The 15,567-nt window shown below is 72.1% G+C and carries 11 protein-coding genes; 8 read left to right on the top strand and 3 right to left on the bottom strand.

Translation table 11 applies throughout. The features are described 5' to 3' along the window. Nucleotides 1–93 precede the first annotated feature (93 nt). Nucleotides 94–459: a hypothetical protein gene (locus AC0666_RS32545; RefSeq protein WP_468969246.1), complete on the top strand. Its 366-nt coding sequence runs from the start codon at nucleotides 94–96 to the stop codon at nucleotides 457–459. On the opposite strand, the gene AC0666_RS32550 is transcribed toward AC0666_RS32545, so the two are convergent. Next, complete coding sequence (locus AC0666_RS32550; RefSeq protein WP_468969249.1) at nucleotides 413–1,969, bottom strand: hypothetical protein; 1,557 nt, start codon at nucleotides 1,967–1,969, stop codon at nucleotides 413–415. The two genes, AC0666_RS32545 and AC0666_RS32550, sit on opposite strands and share 47 nt — an antisense overlap. A gap of 261 nt (nucleotides 1,970–2,230) precedes the next feature. Between AC0666_RS32550 and AC0666_RS32555 the strand changes: the two genes are divergently transcribed. From AC0666_RS32555 to AC0666_RS32570, 4 genes are read left to right on the top strand one after another with little or no spacing between them, the layout of a single operon-like run. After that, nucleotides 2,231–3,565, top strand: coding sequence for an extracellular solute-binding protein (locus AC0666_RS32555; RefSeq protein WP_478708961.1), 1,335 nt, complete (start codon nucleotides 2,231–2,233; stop codon nucleotides 3,563–3,565). After that, nucleotides 3,562–4,503, top strand: a complete 942-nt coding sequence (locus tag AC0666_RS32560; RefSeq protein WP_468969255.1) for a carbohydrate ABC transporter permease — start codon at nucleotides 3,562–3,564, stop codon at nucleotides 4,501–4,503. Before AC0666_RS32555 ends, AC0666_RS32560 begins: the two co-directional genes overlap by 4 nt. After that, nucleotides 4,500–5,351 (top strand): carbohydrate ABC transporter permease, encoded by an 852-nt coding sequence (locus AC0666_RS32565; protein WP_468969258.1) that lies wholly within the window; start codon nucleotides 4,500–4,502, stop codon nucleotides 5,349–5,351. The genes AC0666_RS32560 and AC0666_RS32565 overlap by 4 nt, the downstream gene beginning before the upstream one ends. Nucleotides 5,352–5,403: 52 nt before the next feature. Further along, nucleotides 5,404–8,436, top strand: a complete 3,033-nt coding sequence (locus AC0666_RS32570; protein WP_478708962.1) for an alpha-mannosidase — start codon at nucleotides 5,404–5,406, stop codon at nucleotides 8,434–8,436. A 65-nt stretch (nucleotides 8,437–8,501) separates the two neighbouring features. Here AC0666_RS32570 and AC0666_RS32575 read toward each other — a convergent pair whose 3' ends face one another. Continuing rightward, nucleotides 8,502–9,731 carry a chymotrypsin family serine protease gene (locus tag AC0666_RS32575; protein WP_468969265.1) on the bottom strand — a complete coding sequence of 410 codons (1,230 nt, stop codon included), beginning with the start codon at nucleotides 9,729–9,731 and terminating at the stop codon, nucleotides 8,502–8,504. A 235-nt stretch (nucleotides 9,732–9,966) separates the two neighbouring features. On the opposite strand from AC0666_RS32575, the gene AC0666_RS32580 reads away from it, so the two are divergent. From AC0666_RS32580 to AC0666_RS32590, 3 genes are all read left to right on the top strand, one after another. Then, nucleotides 9,967–12,000: an NADPH-dependent 2,4-dienoyl-CoA reductase gene (locus tag AC0666_RS32580; RefSeq protein WP_478708963.1), complete on the top strand. Its 2,034-nt coding sequence runs from the start codon at nucleotides 9,967–9,969 to the stop codon at nucleotides 11,998–12,000. Between the two features lie 71 nt (nucleotides 12,001–12,071). Next, on the top strand, nucleotides 12,072–12,485 hold the full coding sequence (locus tag AC0666_RS32585; protein ID WP_468969271.1) for a PaaI family thioesterase: 414 nt from the start codon (nucleotides 12,072–12,074) through the stop codon (nucleotides 12,483–12,485). A 6-nt stretch (nucleotides 12,486–12,491) separates the two neighbouring features. Further along, the gene (locus AC0666_RS32590) at nucleotides 12,492–13,796 is read left to right on the top strand and encodes an MFS transporter (RefSeq protein ID WP_468969274.1); all 1,305 of its coding nucleotides are present in this window, start codon (nucleotides 12,492–12,494) and stop codon (nucleotides 13,794–13,796) included. A gap of 140 nt (nucleotides 13,797–13,936) precedes the next feature. Here the strand turns inward: AC0666_RS32590 and AC0666_RS32595 are convergent, their stop codons facing one another. Beyond that, nucleotides 13,937–15,487: an alpha/beta hydrolase gene (locus tag AC0666_RS32595; protein ID WP_478708970.1), complete on the bottom strand. Its 1,551-nt coding sequence runs from the start codon at nucleotides 15,485–15,487 to the stop codon at nucleotides 13,937–13,939. Between the last annotated feature and the right edge of the window lie 80 nt (nucleotides 15,488–15,567).

A 15,567-nucleotide genomic window follows, 5' to 3' on the forward strand; every position in this document is an offset into this window, starting at 1 on the left:
CGCGCGAGCCGAGACTTTGGAGGACAGCGCCCGGCCCGTCCCCCTTGCGAAGGTCTGACCGACGGACGAACACGCAAGGCATGGAGGAACGGCGTGGCACAGCGCAAGGGTTGTCTGATCGGCTGCGGAGTGGTGCTGGTTCTCGGCATCGGGGCCGTCGTGGCGCTCCTGTTCGGCATCGGCAAGGTGGTCGACGCCGCGGGCAAGACCATGATCGACCCCGCCGTCTACCGGGCCGTGAACGTCGGCGACCCGGAGGACGCGGTCCGCGCCGAGATGCCCTCGGGGGAGACCTTCATGAAGGACGCCCTGAAGTCGGGCGGCCCGGCGGTGCCCGAGGGCAGCGCGTGCTCCTGGTACGTGTCCTCGGAGGCGGCCCCCTCGGGTGGGGAAACGGTGTTCCGCTTCTGCTTCAAGGACGGAAAGCTCGCGGAGAAGACGGAGTACCCCCTGAAGTAGCACCCTCGGCGGCCGCCCGCAGCCGGCCGAGCGCGGGCCCCAGCCGGGCCGCGGCGTGCGCGGGCAGCCGGACGGTCTCCGCGTCCATCCAGGCCAGTACGGCCGCCTGCTCGCCCGCGTCGCACAGCGAGAGGTGGAACAGCAGCTGCCGCCAGGCGGTCCCGGCCCGCCGATCTGCGGCCGCCCGCCGACGGGCGGCGGTGAAGGCACCGCGCGCCAGACCGTCCCAGCCGGCGCGCGGGCGGATGTCGGCGTGGCGTACGAGGGCGGCCATGTTGAAGGTGGTGAGGATCCGGGCCTGTTCGATGACGGCGGGGACGGTGGCAAGCACCCAGATGCCCCGGGCGCCGGGCCGCGGCAGCCAGGCTTCCCGGAAGCCGGCCCGTGAGGTGCACATCTGCTCGAACCAGGCGGTGTCCGCAGTTTCCGCCAGGTCCCGCAGCGCCGAGTAGTCGATGCCGTGGTAGCGCTCGTACAGGCTGCCCCGGAGCAGATCGGCGGCGACCCGTACGGCGGGGAGCACGCCCGGGTCCACCCTTCCGCCGTACGCGGCGGCGAACGGCTCGGGCGTGAGCGGCAGCGGGATCCCCGCCCGTTCGGCCGGCAAAGAGAGGGTGGGGACCATCCGGTTGGGCACGCCCGCACCCGGAAAGGACTCGACGGTGAGTTCGCCGAGTCGGCGGAGCGCGGCGCGGGCGGCCCGCCGGGCCGCGGCGCCGCGACGGTGTTCCGCGACCGGGCGGAGCCACGGCAGTGACGGCGGCACGCGCAGCGGCGCCCCGGTGGGGAGGAGGTCGGCGTCCACGGCGGCGAACCGCGGCGCGAGCTCGGCCAGTACCTCCGCGGACAGCACGGACCTGCAGGCAACCAGCGTGTCCACCGGTGCACTCAGGGCGGTGGCGACGGTCGCGCGGATCGCGGCCGGGATCACCGATCCCGCCGGCACGCCGCTCGTACGGGCCTCCTCCTCCGTCACCGGCGCCACCGGCGACTCCACGTCAGCCGTTCCGCCGTGCGGGTCCAGCCCGGAGAGCCGGCTCCGTACGACCGCGGCCAGGGCGTGGTACGAGGGCTGCGCCGCCTGCCGGGCCTGCTGCGCACGTAGCCGCGTGTGCTCGGCGGACCCGGGCAGTCCGCGCTTGGCGACCATCGAGGCGAGGGCGAGCCGCAACAGCCCGGCCGTCCGCGCCGGGAGCGGACGGCCCGTCACCGCCCCCTCCAGCGCGTGTCTGAGAACGGCGGGGTTCGACTTGGGGTCGAGGTGCTTGCGGCACCGGGTGTGCGCGGCGGCGAGCGCCGAGTACCGCTCCAGCAGTACCTTCCCGTCCACCACCCACTGCGCGCTGCGGGCGTCGGCGCGCAGCCAGTGGGAGAGCAGGGCGTCCTCGAACGGCCGCCACACGGTGAGCGCCTCGCGCTGCGCCTCGACGGCGGGGCGTGGCCTCCGGGCCGCGAGCGAGCCCCTCGGCCCGCGGGGCGTACGAGGCGGGTTCTCCCGGACCGCGCACAAGGCGTCAAAGTTCGCCGGCGGAACGCCCGCGCGCCCGGAGCGGCGCCGTCCCGGAGCAGACCGGCAGGTCCGTGCATCGGTCCTGGTGGTCCGGTGTGGTCCGGGCCGCGGCCGGAGGGCCGGCGTCATGCGGCCGCCGGGCGGCCACCCGGGGCTGCTCGGCCAACGCCGTCGCGGCCGCATTGACGCATCCGCCGCGCTCGGGACAGCGTGGGCGCGCGCTCCGGCAGCGAAGCCGGACTCCCCACGAAGGCGGAGACGATGACCCGATCGCACGTGACCCGCACCGCCCTCGCCGCCCTGGTGGCCGGCACCTTCCTCTCGGTCTCCGCCTGCGGCCTGAGCGGCGGCGCCGAGGACGTGAAGGAGGCGCGGAAGACCGGCAAGGTGGCGGGCGAGATCACCTTCCGTACGCTCCAGCTGAAGCCCAGGTTCACCGGGTACGTCCAGGGCGTCATCGACGCGTTCGAGAAGAAGTACCCGGAGGTCCGGATCGCGTGGGAGGACGTCCCCGGGGAGGGCTACAACGAGAAGCTCGTCGCCGACGCCCAGGCCGGCGCCCTGCCCGACGTGGTCAACCTCTCCACGGACTCCTTCCAGCTCCTGGGGGACCGCGGCATGCTCGCCGACGTCGCCGCACTCGATCCCGGGGTCGCCGAGGAGTACGTGCCCGGCGCGTGGGAGCAGTTCAAGCTGCCGGGGAAGGGCGACGGCGTGTACGCGTACCCCTGGTACGTGACCCCGGAGATCCTCACCTACAACACGGTGCTGTTCGAGAAGGCGGGCCTGGACCCGGCGAAGCCCCCCACGACCGTCGAGCAGTTCTTCGACTACGCGGAACGGATCGCCGCCGGCTCCGGCGGCCGGTACGCCGCGTTCATGGCGGATCCCAAGGGCCGGCTGCCCGGCGACTGGCAGAAGATGGGCGTACCGATCCTGAACGACGAGCAGGATCGTTTCGTCTTCGACACCGGCAAGGCGGTCGAGTGGGTCGAGCGGATGAGGGTCCTGTACGCCAAGGGTGCGATGCCGAAGGAGTCGCTCCTGAAGTCCGATGACATCAACCAGCTCTACGGCGGCGGCAAACTCGTCTTCGGCCCCGGCTCACCGGGCTTCGTCAGGGACATCAAGCAGAACGCCCCGCAGGTCTACGCCCACACCCGGGTCGCGGGCGCGGTCACGGGCACCCTCGGCCACATCGGCATCTACGCCCAGTCGCTCGGCATCAGGAAGGACACCGCGCACCTGGACGCCGCCGCCGCGTTCGCCCGGTGGGTCACCAACGGCCCCAACCAGGTCGAGTTCTCCAAGAACGCGACCATCTACCCCTCCCACGCGCAAGGCCTCGCCGACCCGCGCTTCGCGGACCGCGGCGACGGCAAGGACGCGGAGACCGTGGCCCGGGCGGTCGGCGCGGAGCAGTTGAAGACCGCCGCGCTCGACGCCAACACCCCGGTGCAGTGGACCAGCCAGGTCGGTGACGCGGTCGTACGGGAGGTGCAGAAGGCCATCCTGGGGGAGCAGGACGCGAGGACGGCGGTACGGAAGGCGCAGGAGGAGGCGAACAAGCTGCTCGCCCATGCGGCGAAGCGATGACGGCCGCCACCCCCTCGGCCGGCGCCGCCTCCGCCACCGCTCGGCCGCGCGGCGGCGCCGGGCCGCGTCACGGCGCGCGGTGGACTCCGTACCTCTTCCTCGCCCCGGGGCTGGTGATGGTGGCGCTGTTCAGCCTGTGGCCGTTCGTCAACACCGTCATCCTCTCCTTCACCGACGCCCGGATCCTGCGCGGCGGCAGCTTCGTCGGCTTCGACAACTACACCCGCGCCGTCGCCGACCCCGACTTCTGGACCGCGACCGCCAACAGCGTGCTCTACCTCGCCGTCGTCGTCCCCTGCCTGGTCTTCCTGCCGCTGGCCCTGGCCGTCCTCGTACAGGCCCGGATCCCGGGCATCGGCTTCTTCCGCTCCGCCTTCTACACCCCCGTCATCGCCTCCGCCGTGGTCGTCGGCCTGATCTGGCAGTGGGTGCTGCGCAGCGACGGACTGGTCAACACCGTCTTCCGCAAGCTGAGCATCGTCTCCGAGCCGGTCCCCTTCCTCACCGACGGCACGCTGCTGCTGGCATCCGCGATGCTCGTCACCGTGTGGAAGGGCCTCGGCTACTACATGGTGTTCTACCTCGCGGCCCTCGGGAACGTCCCGGCCGCCCTCCACGAGGCGGCCGCCCTCGACGGCGCCGGCCCCGTCCGCCGCTTCTTCAGCATCACCGTCCCCCAGGTGAAGCCGATGATGCTGCTGGTCGGCACGCTCTCCGCCATCTCCGCGCTGCGCGTGTTCACCGAGATCTACATCCTCGGCGGTGAGAGCGGCGGTCCCGGCGGCGACGCACGCACCCTGCCCTTCCTGATCCGGCAGGTCGGGCTCGGCTTCTCCGGTGAGACGGGCTACGCCTCCGCGCTGTCCATCCTGCTGTTCCTCCTCACCCTGGCCTTCAGCCTGCTGGGCCGGCGCCTGTCGAAAGGGGACGAGGAATGAGCGCCCCGCTCCGGCCTCGCGGCGACCGGAGGCGGCGCCGGCTCGCCCTGGCCGCCCGCTACACGACGCTGCTGCTGATGCTCGCCGTGATGCTCGGTCCGATCGTCTGGCAGTTCCTCACCTCGCTGCGCGGCCGTACCGAGAACGTGTACGCAGGCGTCCTGCCCGCGCAGCCCACCCTCGACAACTACGTCCGGGTCGCGCAGTCGTTCCCGCTGCTCCAGTACGTGGGCAACACCCTCGTCGTCGCCGCCCTCGCCGTCGCCTCGAACGTGCTGTTCTGCTCGATGGGCGGGTACGCGCTCTCCCGGGCCCCCTGGAAGGGCCGCACCGCCGTCTTCACCGTGCTCGTGGCGACCCTGATGTTCCCCTTCGAGTCCGTGATGATCTCGATGTTCCTGACGGTCCGCGCGATGGGCCTGGTCGACACCCTCGTCGGGGTCTGGCTCCCCGGCGCCGTGTCCGTCCTCAACATCATGGTCATGAGGGCGGCCTTCCTCGCCGTGCCCAGGGAGATCGAGGAGGCCGCCGTGCTGGACGGGGCGGGCGAGTGGACGCGCTTTCGCCGGGTGTTCCTGCCCGCCGCCAAGGGCGCCCTGGCAGTCGTCTGCATCACCAGCTTCATGGGCGCCTGGGACGACTTCCTGTGGCCCCTGCTGGTCCTCACCCACAGCGACCACTACACCCTGCAACTCGGCCTGAAGAGCCTGGCCGGCACGACCACCACCAATGACCAGCGGATCATCGCCGCCGGAGCCATGGCGGCCCTCCTGCCGATGATGCTCCTCTTCTTCGCCCTCCAGCGTTACTTCTTCAAGGGCGTGGGCGAGGGAGCGCTCAAGATCTGACCCTCCCCGCGCCGCGCACCCCATCCGACCTCCCCTCCCTGGAGGAGCCGCCGTGCATGACGACCGCAGCATCACCGAACACCGCCTCCGCCGGGTTCTGGCGGAGCGGATCAGGCCCGCCGTCCACGCGCGGTCCGTCCCGCTCACCGTCGAACGGTGGCAGGCCCCGGACGAGCCCGTGCCGGTCGCCGAGGGACTGGCGGCCCCGTACGAGCCCTGTGCGATCGGCGAGCCCTGGGGGCCGGCCTGGGGCACCACCTGGTTCAAGGTCACCGGCACGGTCCCCGCCGACTGGGCGGGCCGCACCGTCGAAGCCGTGCTCGACCTCGGCTTCGACCGGATGATGCCCGGCTTCCAGTGCGAGGGCCTGGTGCACCGGGCCGACGGAAGCGAGATCAAGGCCCTCAACCCCTACAACGACCGCGTCCGGGTGACCGACCGCGCCGTGGGGGGCGAGCGGGTCGAGTGGTACGTGGAGGGCGCCTCGAACCCGGTCCTCGTCGAACACCGGCCCAGTCGGGAAGGGGACCGGCAGACCAGCGGCGACCAGCCCCTGTACCGGCTCGCCCGGATGGACCTCACCGTCTTCGAGACCGAGGTCTGGGAACTCGTCCAGGACCTTGAGGTCCTCTACGACCTGATGCAGCAGCTCGGCGACGCGGACGCCCGCCGGTACGGGATCCTGCACGCCCTCGGCGCGGCGCTCGACACCGTGGACCTCGACGACGTCCCCGGCACGGCGGCCGCCGCCCGCGCCCGGCTCACCGGAGTGCTCGCCTCCCCCGCGCAGGCCTCCGCGCACCGGATCAGCGCCGTCGGCCACGCCCACATCGACTCCGCCTGGCTGTGGCCCCTGCGCGAGACCGTGCGAAAGGTGGCGCGGACCACCGCGAACATGGTCCACCTGATGGACGACCACCCCGAGTTCGTCTTCGCGATGTCCCAGGCGCAGCAGCTCGACTGGATCAAGACGCATCGGCCCGGGCTCTTCGAACGGGTCAAGAAGAAGATCGCCGACGGGCAGTTCGTGCCCGTCGGCGGGATGTGGGTGGAGTCCGACACGAACATGGTCGGCGGCGAGGCCATGGCCCGGCAGTTCCTGTACGGGAAGAAGTTCTTCCTGGAGGAGTTCGGCATCGAGACCCGGGGCGTGTGGCTGCCCGACTCCTTCGGCTACACCGCCGCGCTGCCGCAGCTCGTCAGGCTCTCCGGCGCACAGTGGTTCCTGACCCAGAAGATCTCCTGGTCCCAGGTCAACGCCTTTCCGCACCACACGTTCTGGTGGGAGGGCATCGACGGCACCCGCGTCTTCACGCACTTCCCGCCCGTCGACACGTACAACAGCGACCTCGGCCCCGCCCAGCTGGCCCATGCCGCCCGCAACTACCGCGAGAAGGGCCGCGGTTCCCGCTCGCTGGTGCCCTTCGGCTGGGGCGACGGCGGAGGCGGCCCGACCCGCGAGCACCTGGCGCGGGCCCGGCGCCAGCGGGACCTGGAGGGCTCGCCCCGGGTGGAGATCGAGCGTCCGGACGCGTTCTTCGAGAAGGCCCGCGCCGAGTACGAGGACGCCCCCGTGTGGGCCGGTGAGCTGTACCTGGAGCTGCACCGCGGCACCTACACCTCCCAGGCCAAGACGAAGCAGGGCAACCGGCGCAGCGAATCCCTGCTGCGCGAGGCCGAGTTGTGGGCGGCCACCGCGGCGGTCAAGGCGGCGGGTTACGCCTATCCGTACGAGGAACTGGAGCGGATCTGGAAGACGGTGCTGCTGCACCAGTTCCACGACATCCTGCCCGGATCGTCCATCGCCTGGGTACACCGCGAGGCGCGGGCGACCTACGCGAGGGTGGGCGAGGAGCTGCGCACGCTCACCCGCGCGGCGCAGCGCGCGCTGGCCGGGGAGGGCAACACGGAGCTCGTCTTCAACTGCGCCCCGTACGCGCGGCGCGGCGTCCCGGCCGGCGGGGCGGGCCGCGCCGTGGAGGCGGGGCGGCCGGTGACGGTGCAGGAGCGGCCCGGCGGCGGGCGGGTCCTCGCCAACGGGCGGCTGCGGGTGGAGGTCGACGGCCGCGGGCTGATCGTGTCCGCGTACGACCTGGAGGGCCGCCGCGAGTCGGTGCCGCCGGGGCTCGCGGCGAACCTGCTGCAGCTCCACCCGGACTTCCCGAACATGTGGGACGCCTGGGACGTCGATGCCTTCTACCGCAACAACGTCACCGATCTGGTCGGCCTGGACGCGCTGGAGGTCACGCAGGCAGGTCCGGCCGCGGCGACCGTCCGGGTCAGCCGCTCCTTCGGCGCCTCGCAGGCCTCGAAGGCGGTCCAGTGGATCACCCTGCGCGCCGGGGCCAAGACGGTGGACATGGTCACGGAGGTGGACTGGCACGAGACGGAGAAGTTCCTGAAGGCCGCCTTCCCGCTGGACGTGAAGGCGGACCGGTCCGCGGCGGAAACCCAGTTCGGGCACGTCTGGCGGCCCACCCACACCAACACCTCCTGGGAGGCGGCGAAGTTCGAGATCTGCGCGCACCGGTGGATCCACGTGGGGGAGCCGGGGTGGGGCGCCGCCCTCCTCAACGACTCCACGTACGGCCACGACGTGACCCGGGACATCCGGGCGGACGGCGGCCAGACCACCACGGTCCGCCTCTCCCTGCTGCGCGCCCCGCGCTACCCGGACCCCGAGACCGACCAGGGCGTGCACACCCTGCGCTTCTCGCTCGCCCCCGGCGCGCAGATCGCGGACGCCGTCCGTGAGGGCCATGCGCTCAACCTGCCGGAGCGCGTCGTGCACGGCGCGCACCCGGTGACGCCGCTGGTGGCCCTCGACCACGACGCGGTGGTGGTCGAGGCCGTCAAACTGGCCGAGGACCGCAGCGGTGACGTGGTCGTCCGCCTCTACGAATCGCGCGGGGGCCGCGCGGCGGCGACCCTGACGGCGGACTTCCCCGTGGCCGCGGCGACCGAGACCGACCTCCTGGAGCGCGCCCAGGCGGGTACGGCGGTCGCGGCCCCCACGGCGCAGTCCGCGGTGCCCCTCACCCTGCGGCCGTTCCAGATCGTCACGGTCCGCCTCCGGCGGCCCTGAGAGCCGCGGGTGCCCCCGGCCGGCGGCGGCCGGGGGCACCTGGCTCGATCGCGCCGGGGCGCGGGTTACGACGGGTTCAGCTTGATGGCGAAGCCGTTGAAGATGGACCAGACGTCGACCCAACCCAGACCCGTGCTGCACTCCTTGGAGGCGTTGCAGCCCCAGCCGTAGCTGACGATGCCGTTCAGCTGCCGCGAGTTCTGGTCGTTGATGAAGATCACCGGACCGCCGCTGTCGCCACCGCGGCCGACGACGCCCCCGTAGTGGGGCACGCCGTAACTGCCCCAGACGTCGGTGCCGTTGACGTTCCACCGGGCGTTGCCCGCGTACACCGTGCGGATGTTGCAGACGACCTTGGAGTTGTAGCCCAGCTGGCAGGTGAAGTCGCCGACCGCGACGTTGCGCACCCCGTTGAGGTAGCGCGTGTAGCCGCCTGCGTCCAGACCGTCCCAGGTGTAGCGGTACGTGGCCGCCTCGATGAACACCGAGTCGAGCTCGGGCCGCTTGAACTTGACCTGGCCGATGTAGTTGCCGCCGGCCGCCCAGACGTTGTCGCCGACGTTGTAGCAGTGGCCGGCCGTGACCAGCCACTGGCGGCCGTCCCAGGTGCTGATGGCCGGAATCCCGCTGGTGCAGTACGACTGGCTGCCCGAGGCGGGTCCGAGGGCCGCCCCCGCGTAGAACGGCGCGGTGTCGTTCCAGCGGTTCAGCGGCTGCGACGGAGCCGCCTGGGTGATGCGGACGGGCGTGGCGGAGGCGCCCCCGCGCTGCCGTGCGACGGCCGGAGAGGCGAAGTAGGCCTGCGCTGCCCCGGGGTTGTCCACCGAGAGGTCGATGCTGCTGCCGTCGACGGCACTGCCGACGAGGGAGACCTTGAAGGGAAGGTCGGAGCGCCCCGTGATCCCGGAGATCTCCTTCATGAGGTCCTGGCGGGATTTCTTCGCCTTGACCACGTGGATCAGCCGGCCGTCCACCTTGGGGTCGGCCGCGCGGACCGCGGCGATGAACTTCCCGCTCTCGCGGACGTCGGTCAGGTACACGTTGACGGAACGGTAGTCGGAGGCCATCTCGACCTGGGTGTAGATGTCGGCCCGTGCTCCCCGCCCCACCTGGGCTGCGGCGTCGGCCGCGGCCCTCAGCGGTTCCAGTACCTCTGCCTGTCGTTCCGGGGTCATTGCGGCGACCGTGTCCGCCGACAGCGGCCCCGGGGCCCGCGCCTCGGCCGAGAAGGCCGTCAGCGGGAGGATGGCCAGCGTTCCCGCGAGTGCGAGAGAACGCCGCAGCCCGATCTTCATGTGTTCCCCTCCACTACCTCACCGGCGTGAGGTCTCAGCGCCCTGTGACGCTAATGACGGGAGGAGGGGCCGCCTAGGGCGAAATATGGCCTTTCTGGTGATTCGAACGAGCAGGCGATCGTCGAGCGCGTGAGCTCGGCCACAGGTGCGCCGACCTGGTTATGCACCTAGTTGCAAAAGCCTCCCCGCCTCGCTACAACAGGTGCATCACCCCCGCGCGAGGAGGCACACCCCGATGAGTCCGCAGAGCTCCCAGAGCCAGTACCCGCACCTGCTGAGCCCCCTGGACCTCGGCTTCACCACCCTCCCGAACCGCGTGATCATGGGTTCGATGCACACCGGCCTGGAGGAGCACGAGGGCGGCTTCGAGCGCCTCGCCGCCTTCTACGCCGAGCGCGCCCGCGGCGGCGCCGGCCTCATCGTCACCGGCGGCATCGCCCCCAACGACGCCGGCCGGCCCTTCGAGGGCGGCTCCCGCCTCACCACCGAGGACGAGGGCGCCGAGCACCGGGTGATCACCGAGGCCGTGCACGCCGAGGGCGGGAAGATCGCGATGCAGATCCTGCACTTCGGCCGCTACGCCTACCACAAGGACCTCGTCGCCCCCAGCGCCCTCCAGGCTCCCATCAGCCCCTTCGTGCCGAACGAGCTCACCGACATCGAGGTGGAGCGCACCGTCGAGGACTTCGTCCGCGCCGCCCGCCTCGCCAAGCTCGCCGGGTACGACGGCGTCGAGATCATGGGCTCCGAGGGCTACCTGATCAACGAGTTCATCGCCGCCGCCACCAACAAGCGCACCGACCGCTGGGGCGGCGCCTACGAGAACCGCGTGCGCTTCCCGCTGGAGATCGTCCGCCGCACCCGCGAGGCCGTCGGCGACGAGTTCATCCTCATCTACCGCCTCTCGATGCTGGACCTGATCCCCGGCGGCTCCACCCTCGACGAGGTCGTCCACCTCGCGAAGGAGATCGAGGCGGCGGGCGCCACCATCATCAACACCGGCATCGGCTGGCACGAGGCGCGCATCCCCACCATCGCCACCTCCGTCCCGCGCGGCGCCTACACCTGGGTCACCCGGCGGCTGATGGGCGCGGTGAGCATCCCGCTCGTCACCAGCAACCGCATCAACACCCCCGAGAAGGCCGAGGAGATCCTCGCCGACGGCCGCGCCGACCTGGTCTCGCTCGCCCGCCCGTTCCTCGCCGACGCCGACTTCGTCGCCAAGGCCGCCGCAGGCCGCTCCGGGACCATCAACACCTGCATCGGCTGCAACCAGGCCTGCCTCGACCACACCTTCAGCGGCAAGATCACCAGCTGCCTGGTCAACCCCCGCGCCTGCCACGAGACCGAACTCGTGCTCTCGCCCACGCAGCTGAAGAAGCGCGTCGCCGTCGTCGGCGCCGGCCCGGCCGGACTCGCCTGCGCCGTCTCCGCCGCCGAGCGGGGCCACGCCGTCACCCTCTTCGAGGCCTCCGGCCACATCGGCGGACAGCTGGACATCGCCCGTCGCATCCCCGGCAAGGAGGAGTTCGAGGAGACCATCCGCTACTTCGGCACCCAGCTCGAAGAGCGCGGGGTGGAGGTCCGGCTGAACACCCGCGCCGAGGTCGAGACCCTCCAGGGCTACGACGAGGTCGTCGTCGCCACCGGCGTCACCCCCCGCATCCCCGAGATCGAGGGCGTCGACCACGCACACGTCGTCAGCTACCTCGACGTCCTGCGCGACGGCGCCCCCGTCGGCGAGCGGGTCGCCGTCGTCGGCGCCGGGGGCATCGGCTTCGATGTCGCCGAGTACCTCACCGACAGCGGTGAGGGCGCTTCCCAGGACCCCGCCGTCTACTTCCGCCACTGGGGTGTGGACACCTCGTACGCGGGCCCCGGCGGCCTGACCGCGCCCGAGCGCCCGGCGCCCCCGCGCCAGGTCCACCTGCTCCAGCGCAAGGCCACCAAGGTCGGCGCCGGCCTCGGCACCACCACCGGCTGGATCCACCGCGCGGAGCTCAAGCACCGCGGCGTGGTCTCCGTCGCGGGAGCCGCGTACGACCGGATCGACGGCGAGGGCCTGCACATCACCGTCGACGGCGAGCAGCGCCTCGTGCCCGCCGACACGGTGGTGCTCTGCACCGGCCAGGAGCCGCGCCGCGAGCTGTACGAGGCGCTGCGCGCGGCCGGCGTCGAGGCGCACCTGATCGGCGGCGCGGACGTCGCCGCCGAACTGGACGCCAAGCGGGCGATCCGCCAGGGCACGGAGCTGGCGGCCACCCTCTGAGCCCGGGGGCGTGCTGCCCTGGTGTGCAAAGGGAGTTGTGGCGGCCCCGTGCGGGCCGCCACAATCCGTGGATGACGTTGACACCCGCAGACGCGGACAAGATCCTCAGCGACAACTTCGCCCCCTGGGTGCTCGCTCTCGGGCTGAGCGTTCAGGAGACGGGCGAGCGGCACGCCGTGTTGCGGCTTCCCTGGTCGGATGCGCTGGCCAGGGACGGCGGCGGCCTGTCCGGACAGGCCCTGATGGCCGCTGCCGACACCGCCACCGTCGTCGCGATCTCCGCGGCGCGCGGCGCGTACGGGCCCATGACCACCGTGCAGCAGTCGACCAGCTTCCAGCGGCCGGTCGTCGGGGAGGACGTGCTGATCGAGGTGCGGGTCACCAAGCTGGGCAAGCGGATGGCCTTCGCCGACATCACGATGACCCCGCAGGGGGCGCACGAGCCGGCCGCGACGGCGTCGACCGTCTACGCGCTGCTGGGCTGAGCAGGGGTGCCCGCCCGTTCGGCGCTGGGGCGGAACCGGGACTTCAACGTCTTCTGGCTCGGCCAGACCCTGTCCGTGCTCGGCGGCTCGATCACGCTGCTCGCGCTGCCGCTGCTCGTCCTCGACGCCACCGGGTCCATCGTCCGGATGGGCCTGATCACCGTGACCGCCGGAGTCACCGGCATCGCCACCGGGATGTTCGCCGGTTACGTGGTGGACCGGACGGACCGCCGCCGTCTGATGATCGCCTGCGACCTCGTACGGGCCGTACTGCTCGGCGCGGTGCCCTTCCTGTGGCTGGCGGGCCCCCGGATGTGGGTGCTGTACGTCCTGACGGCGCTGGTCACCGCCCTGAACACGCTGTTCGACGTGGCGTACGTGACCGCGGTGCCGAACCTGGTGCGGCCCGAGGACCTCACCGCCGCCAACGGGCGACTGATGGGCACCTTCGCCGTCGGCACCCTCTTCGGGCCGGTGGCAGCCGGGTTCATCGCCGCGGGGGTGGGGGCGGACTGGGCCCTCGGCGTGGACGGGGCGACTTTCCTGGTCTCCGCCGCCAGCCTGCGGTGGGTGACCTTCGGGCGGGCCGAAACCGCCGGCGGCAGTGGCAGCGGCAGTGGTGCCGGCGGGGGCAGCGGGAAGCTGCGCGAGATGTTCCTCGTGGGCTTCCGCTTCCTGTGGACCCATCGCGTCCTGCGCCCGCTGACCGTCCTGCTCACCCTGCTGACCTTCCTCACCATGGGCGCCACCGACCTGCTCATCTACCGGGTCCGGGAAGACCTGGACCAGGACGCGGCCACCCTCGGGGCAGTGATGGCGGTCAGCGGGCTGGGTGTCGTCGCGGCGGCGCTCGCCGCGGGGCCGCTGCGCCGTACCTTCGGGTTCGGCGCCTGTTGGCTGGGCTCGGTGGCGATGATCGGCGCGGCGGTGGGCGGGACCGGGGTCAGCCGCAGCGTGGTGGTGATCGCGCTGCTGGCCGCCGTGTTCATGTTCGGCATGACCCTCGGCGGGGTCTGCTCCATGACCCTGCGCCAAGAGGTGACCCCGGACCACCTGCTCGGCCGGGTCACCGCCGCCTTCTGGACCGTCCACAACGCCTCGGGGCCGGTGGGCGCGGCGGCCCTCGTCGTACTGGCCGACCGGCACGGGGTGCCCCGGGTCAGCGTGGCGGGCGGGGTGTTCTGCCTGCTCATCGTCGGGGCCGGGCTGCTGACCCCGCTGCGGGGCAGCCGTATCGCGGGCCCCGCGGCCAAGGGATCGGTGGCCGGCTCCCCGGCCCGGGACCCGCTCGGCGAACACCCCCGGCCGTGACCCCGCGCGCCACCGGGCGGCCCTGCCCGGGGCTGGGCGCGGCGCGCACGGACGCCCCGGACCTCGCCCGCCGGATCGAGGACGCCGTGGAGGCGTCCCGCGCGACGGGCGGGGTCCGGGGCGTCGGTTTCGGGCTCCGGTCAGAACCTTCCGTCGGTGAGGGCCGGGAAGCGCTGCGGCGAGGACGGGACCAGCTCCGTGCGGCGCTCGGCGGAGGGCGGCGCCGTCCGGCACGTCACGTCCTCGGCGGGCAGCTTGCCCGTGGCCAGGTAGGAGTTGACCGGGGCATTGGCGCAGGAGGCGGCGTCGAAGAGGTACACGCCGTGGCCCTCACCGCCCATCGCCAGCACCATCCGCGAGCCCTTGAGGGCGCGGTGCAGGCCCTGCCCGCTGACCAGCGGGGTCTGCGAGTCCCACTCGTTCTGCACGGTCAGCACGTTGGCCTTCGTCTTCATCGCCGTCGTGGGCTCGATCGGCCGGTGCCAGTAGGCGCACGGCTTGATGTTGGAGGCGAAGTCCCCGTACAGCGGGTACGTGACCTTGTCCTGCGCGGCCTCCTTCGCGTACTGCTCGGGATAGCGCGGCCACTCCGTGTCACCGCACACCACCGACCAGAACACGGCCGTGTCGTTGTCCGAGGCCGGTTCGGCGGCGGGCTTGAGGAGCTTCAACTGGGACGGCGTCAGCTTGACCGGCTTGCCGTCGGCGGCGTCCTTGAGGGCCTTGACGACCGGCGCCGCCTGCGCGGGGTAGAAGAACAGCGCCCGCGCGGTGCGGATGTCGTCACCGGTGAGCTTCTGGCCCTCGAACTCGATCGGTTCGCGGTCGGCCCGGGCCACCAGGTCCCAGAAGGTCCGCGACACGGCCTCCGGGGTGTCCCCCAGCGCGAACTCGCCCGCCCGCGCGGCCGTCCACTGCGTCCACCGCTTGAAAGCCGGCTCGGCCTCGGTCGCCCACACCTGGATCATCCCGCGCCAGGCACGCGCCGGGTCCACCCCGCTGTCGAGGACGAACCGGTCGGTGCGGCTCGGGAACATCTGCGCGTACACCGCGCCCAGATAGGTGCCGTACGAGTAGCCGAGGTACGAGAGCTTGCGCTCGCCCAGCGCCGAGCGGATCGCGTCCATGTCCCGCGCCGTGTTCCGCGTGGTGATGAAGGGCAGTACGGAACCGGCCTTCTCGCGGCACTTGTCCGCCACCGTCTGCGCCCAGGCCACGTCCGCGGGGAAGGTCTCCTCCTTGTACGGGCGGTTGAAGTTCTGCTCCGCGCCCGTCAGTCCGCAGGTGATCGGGCTGGACCTGCCGACGCCGCGCGGATCGAAGCCGATCAGGTCGTACCGTTCGCGCACCTCCTTGGGCATCGCCTCGTTCATCAACAGCGGCAGATCGAGCCCCGGACCCCCGGGGCCGCCGGGGTTGAGCAGCAGGGCGCCGTGCCGCTCGGCCGGGTTCCCGCTTTTCATCCGGGATATCGCGAGATCGATCGTGCGGCCCTGGGGGCGCCGGTAGTCGAGCGGCACCTTGAGGGTCGCGCACTCGAACGCAGCCGGCTGGTCGGCGCTGCAGCGGTGCCAGGCGGGCTTCTGCGGGGCGTACTCCGCCGGGGCGGCCGTCGCCTGGGTCGCGGAGAGCACGGGCGCGGTGACCGCCAGGAGGCCTGCGGCGGCGAACGTCGACGCGAGGCGTTTCATGTTCACGAAGAGCCGTTTCCTTCCGTGGATTCGATGGCGTCACCACCCTGTTGCACAGGACGTCCGGGCGAATCATCCGC

It is taken from the genome of Streptomyces sp. NPDC043680 (assembly GCF_056436685.1).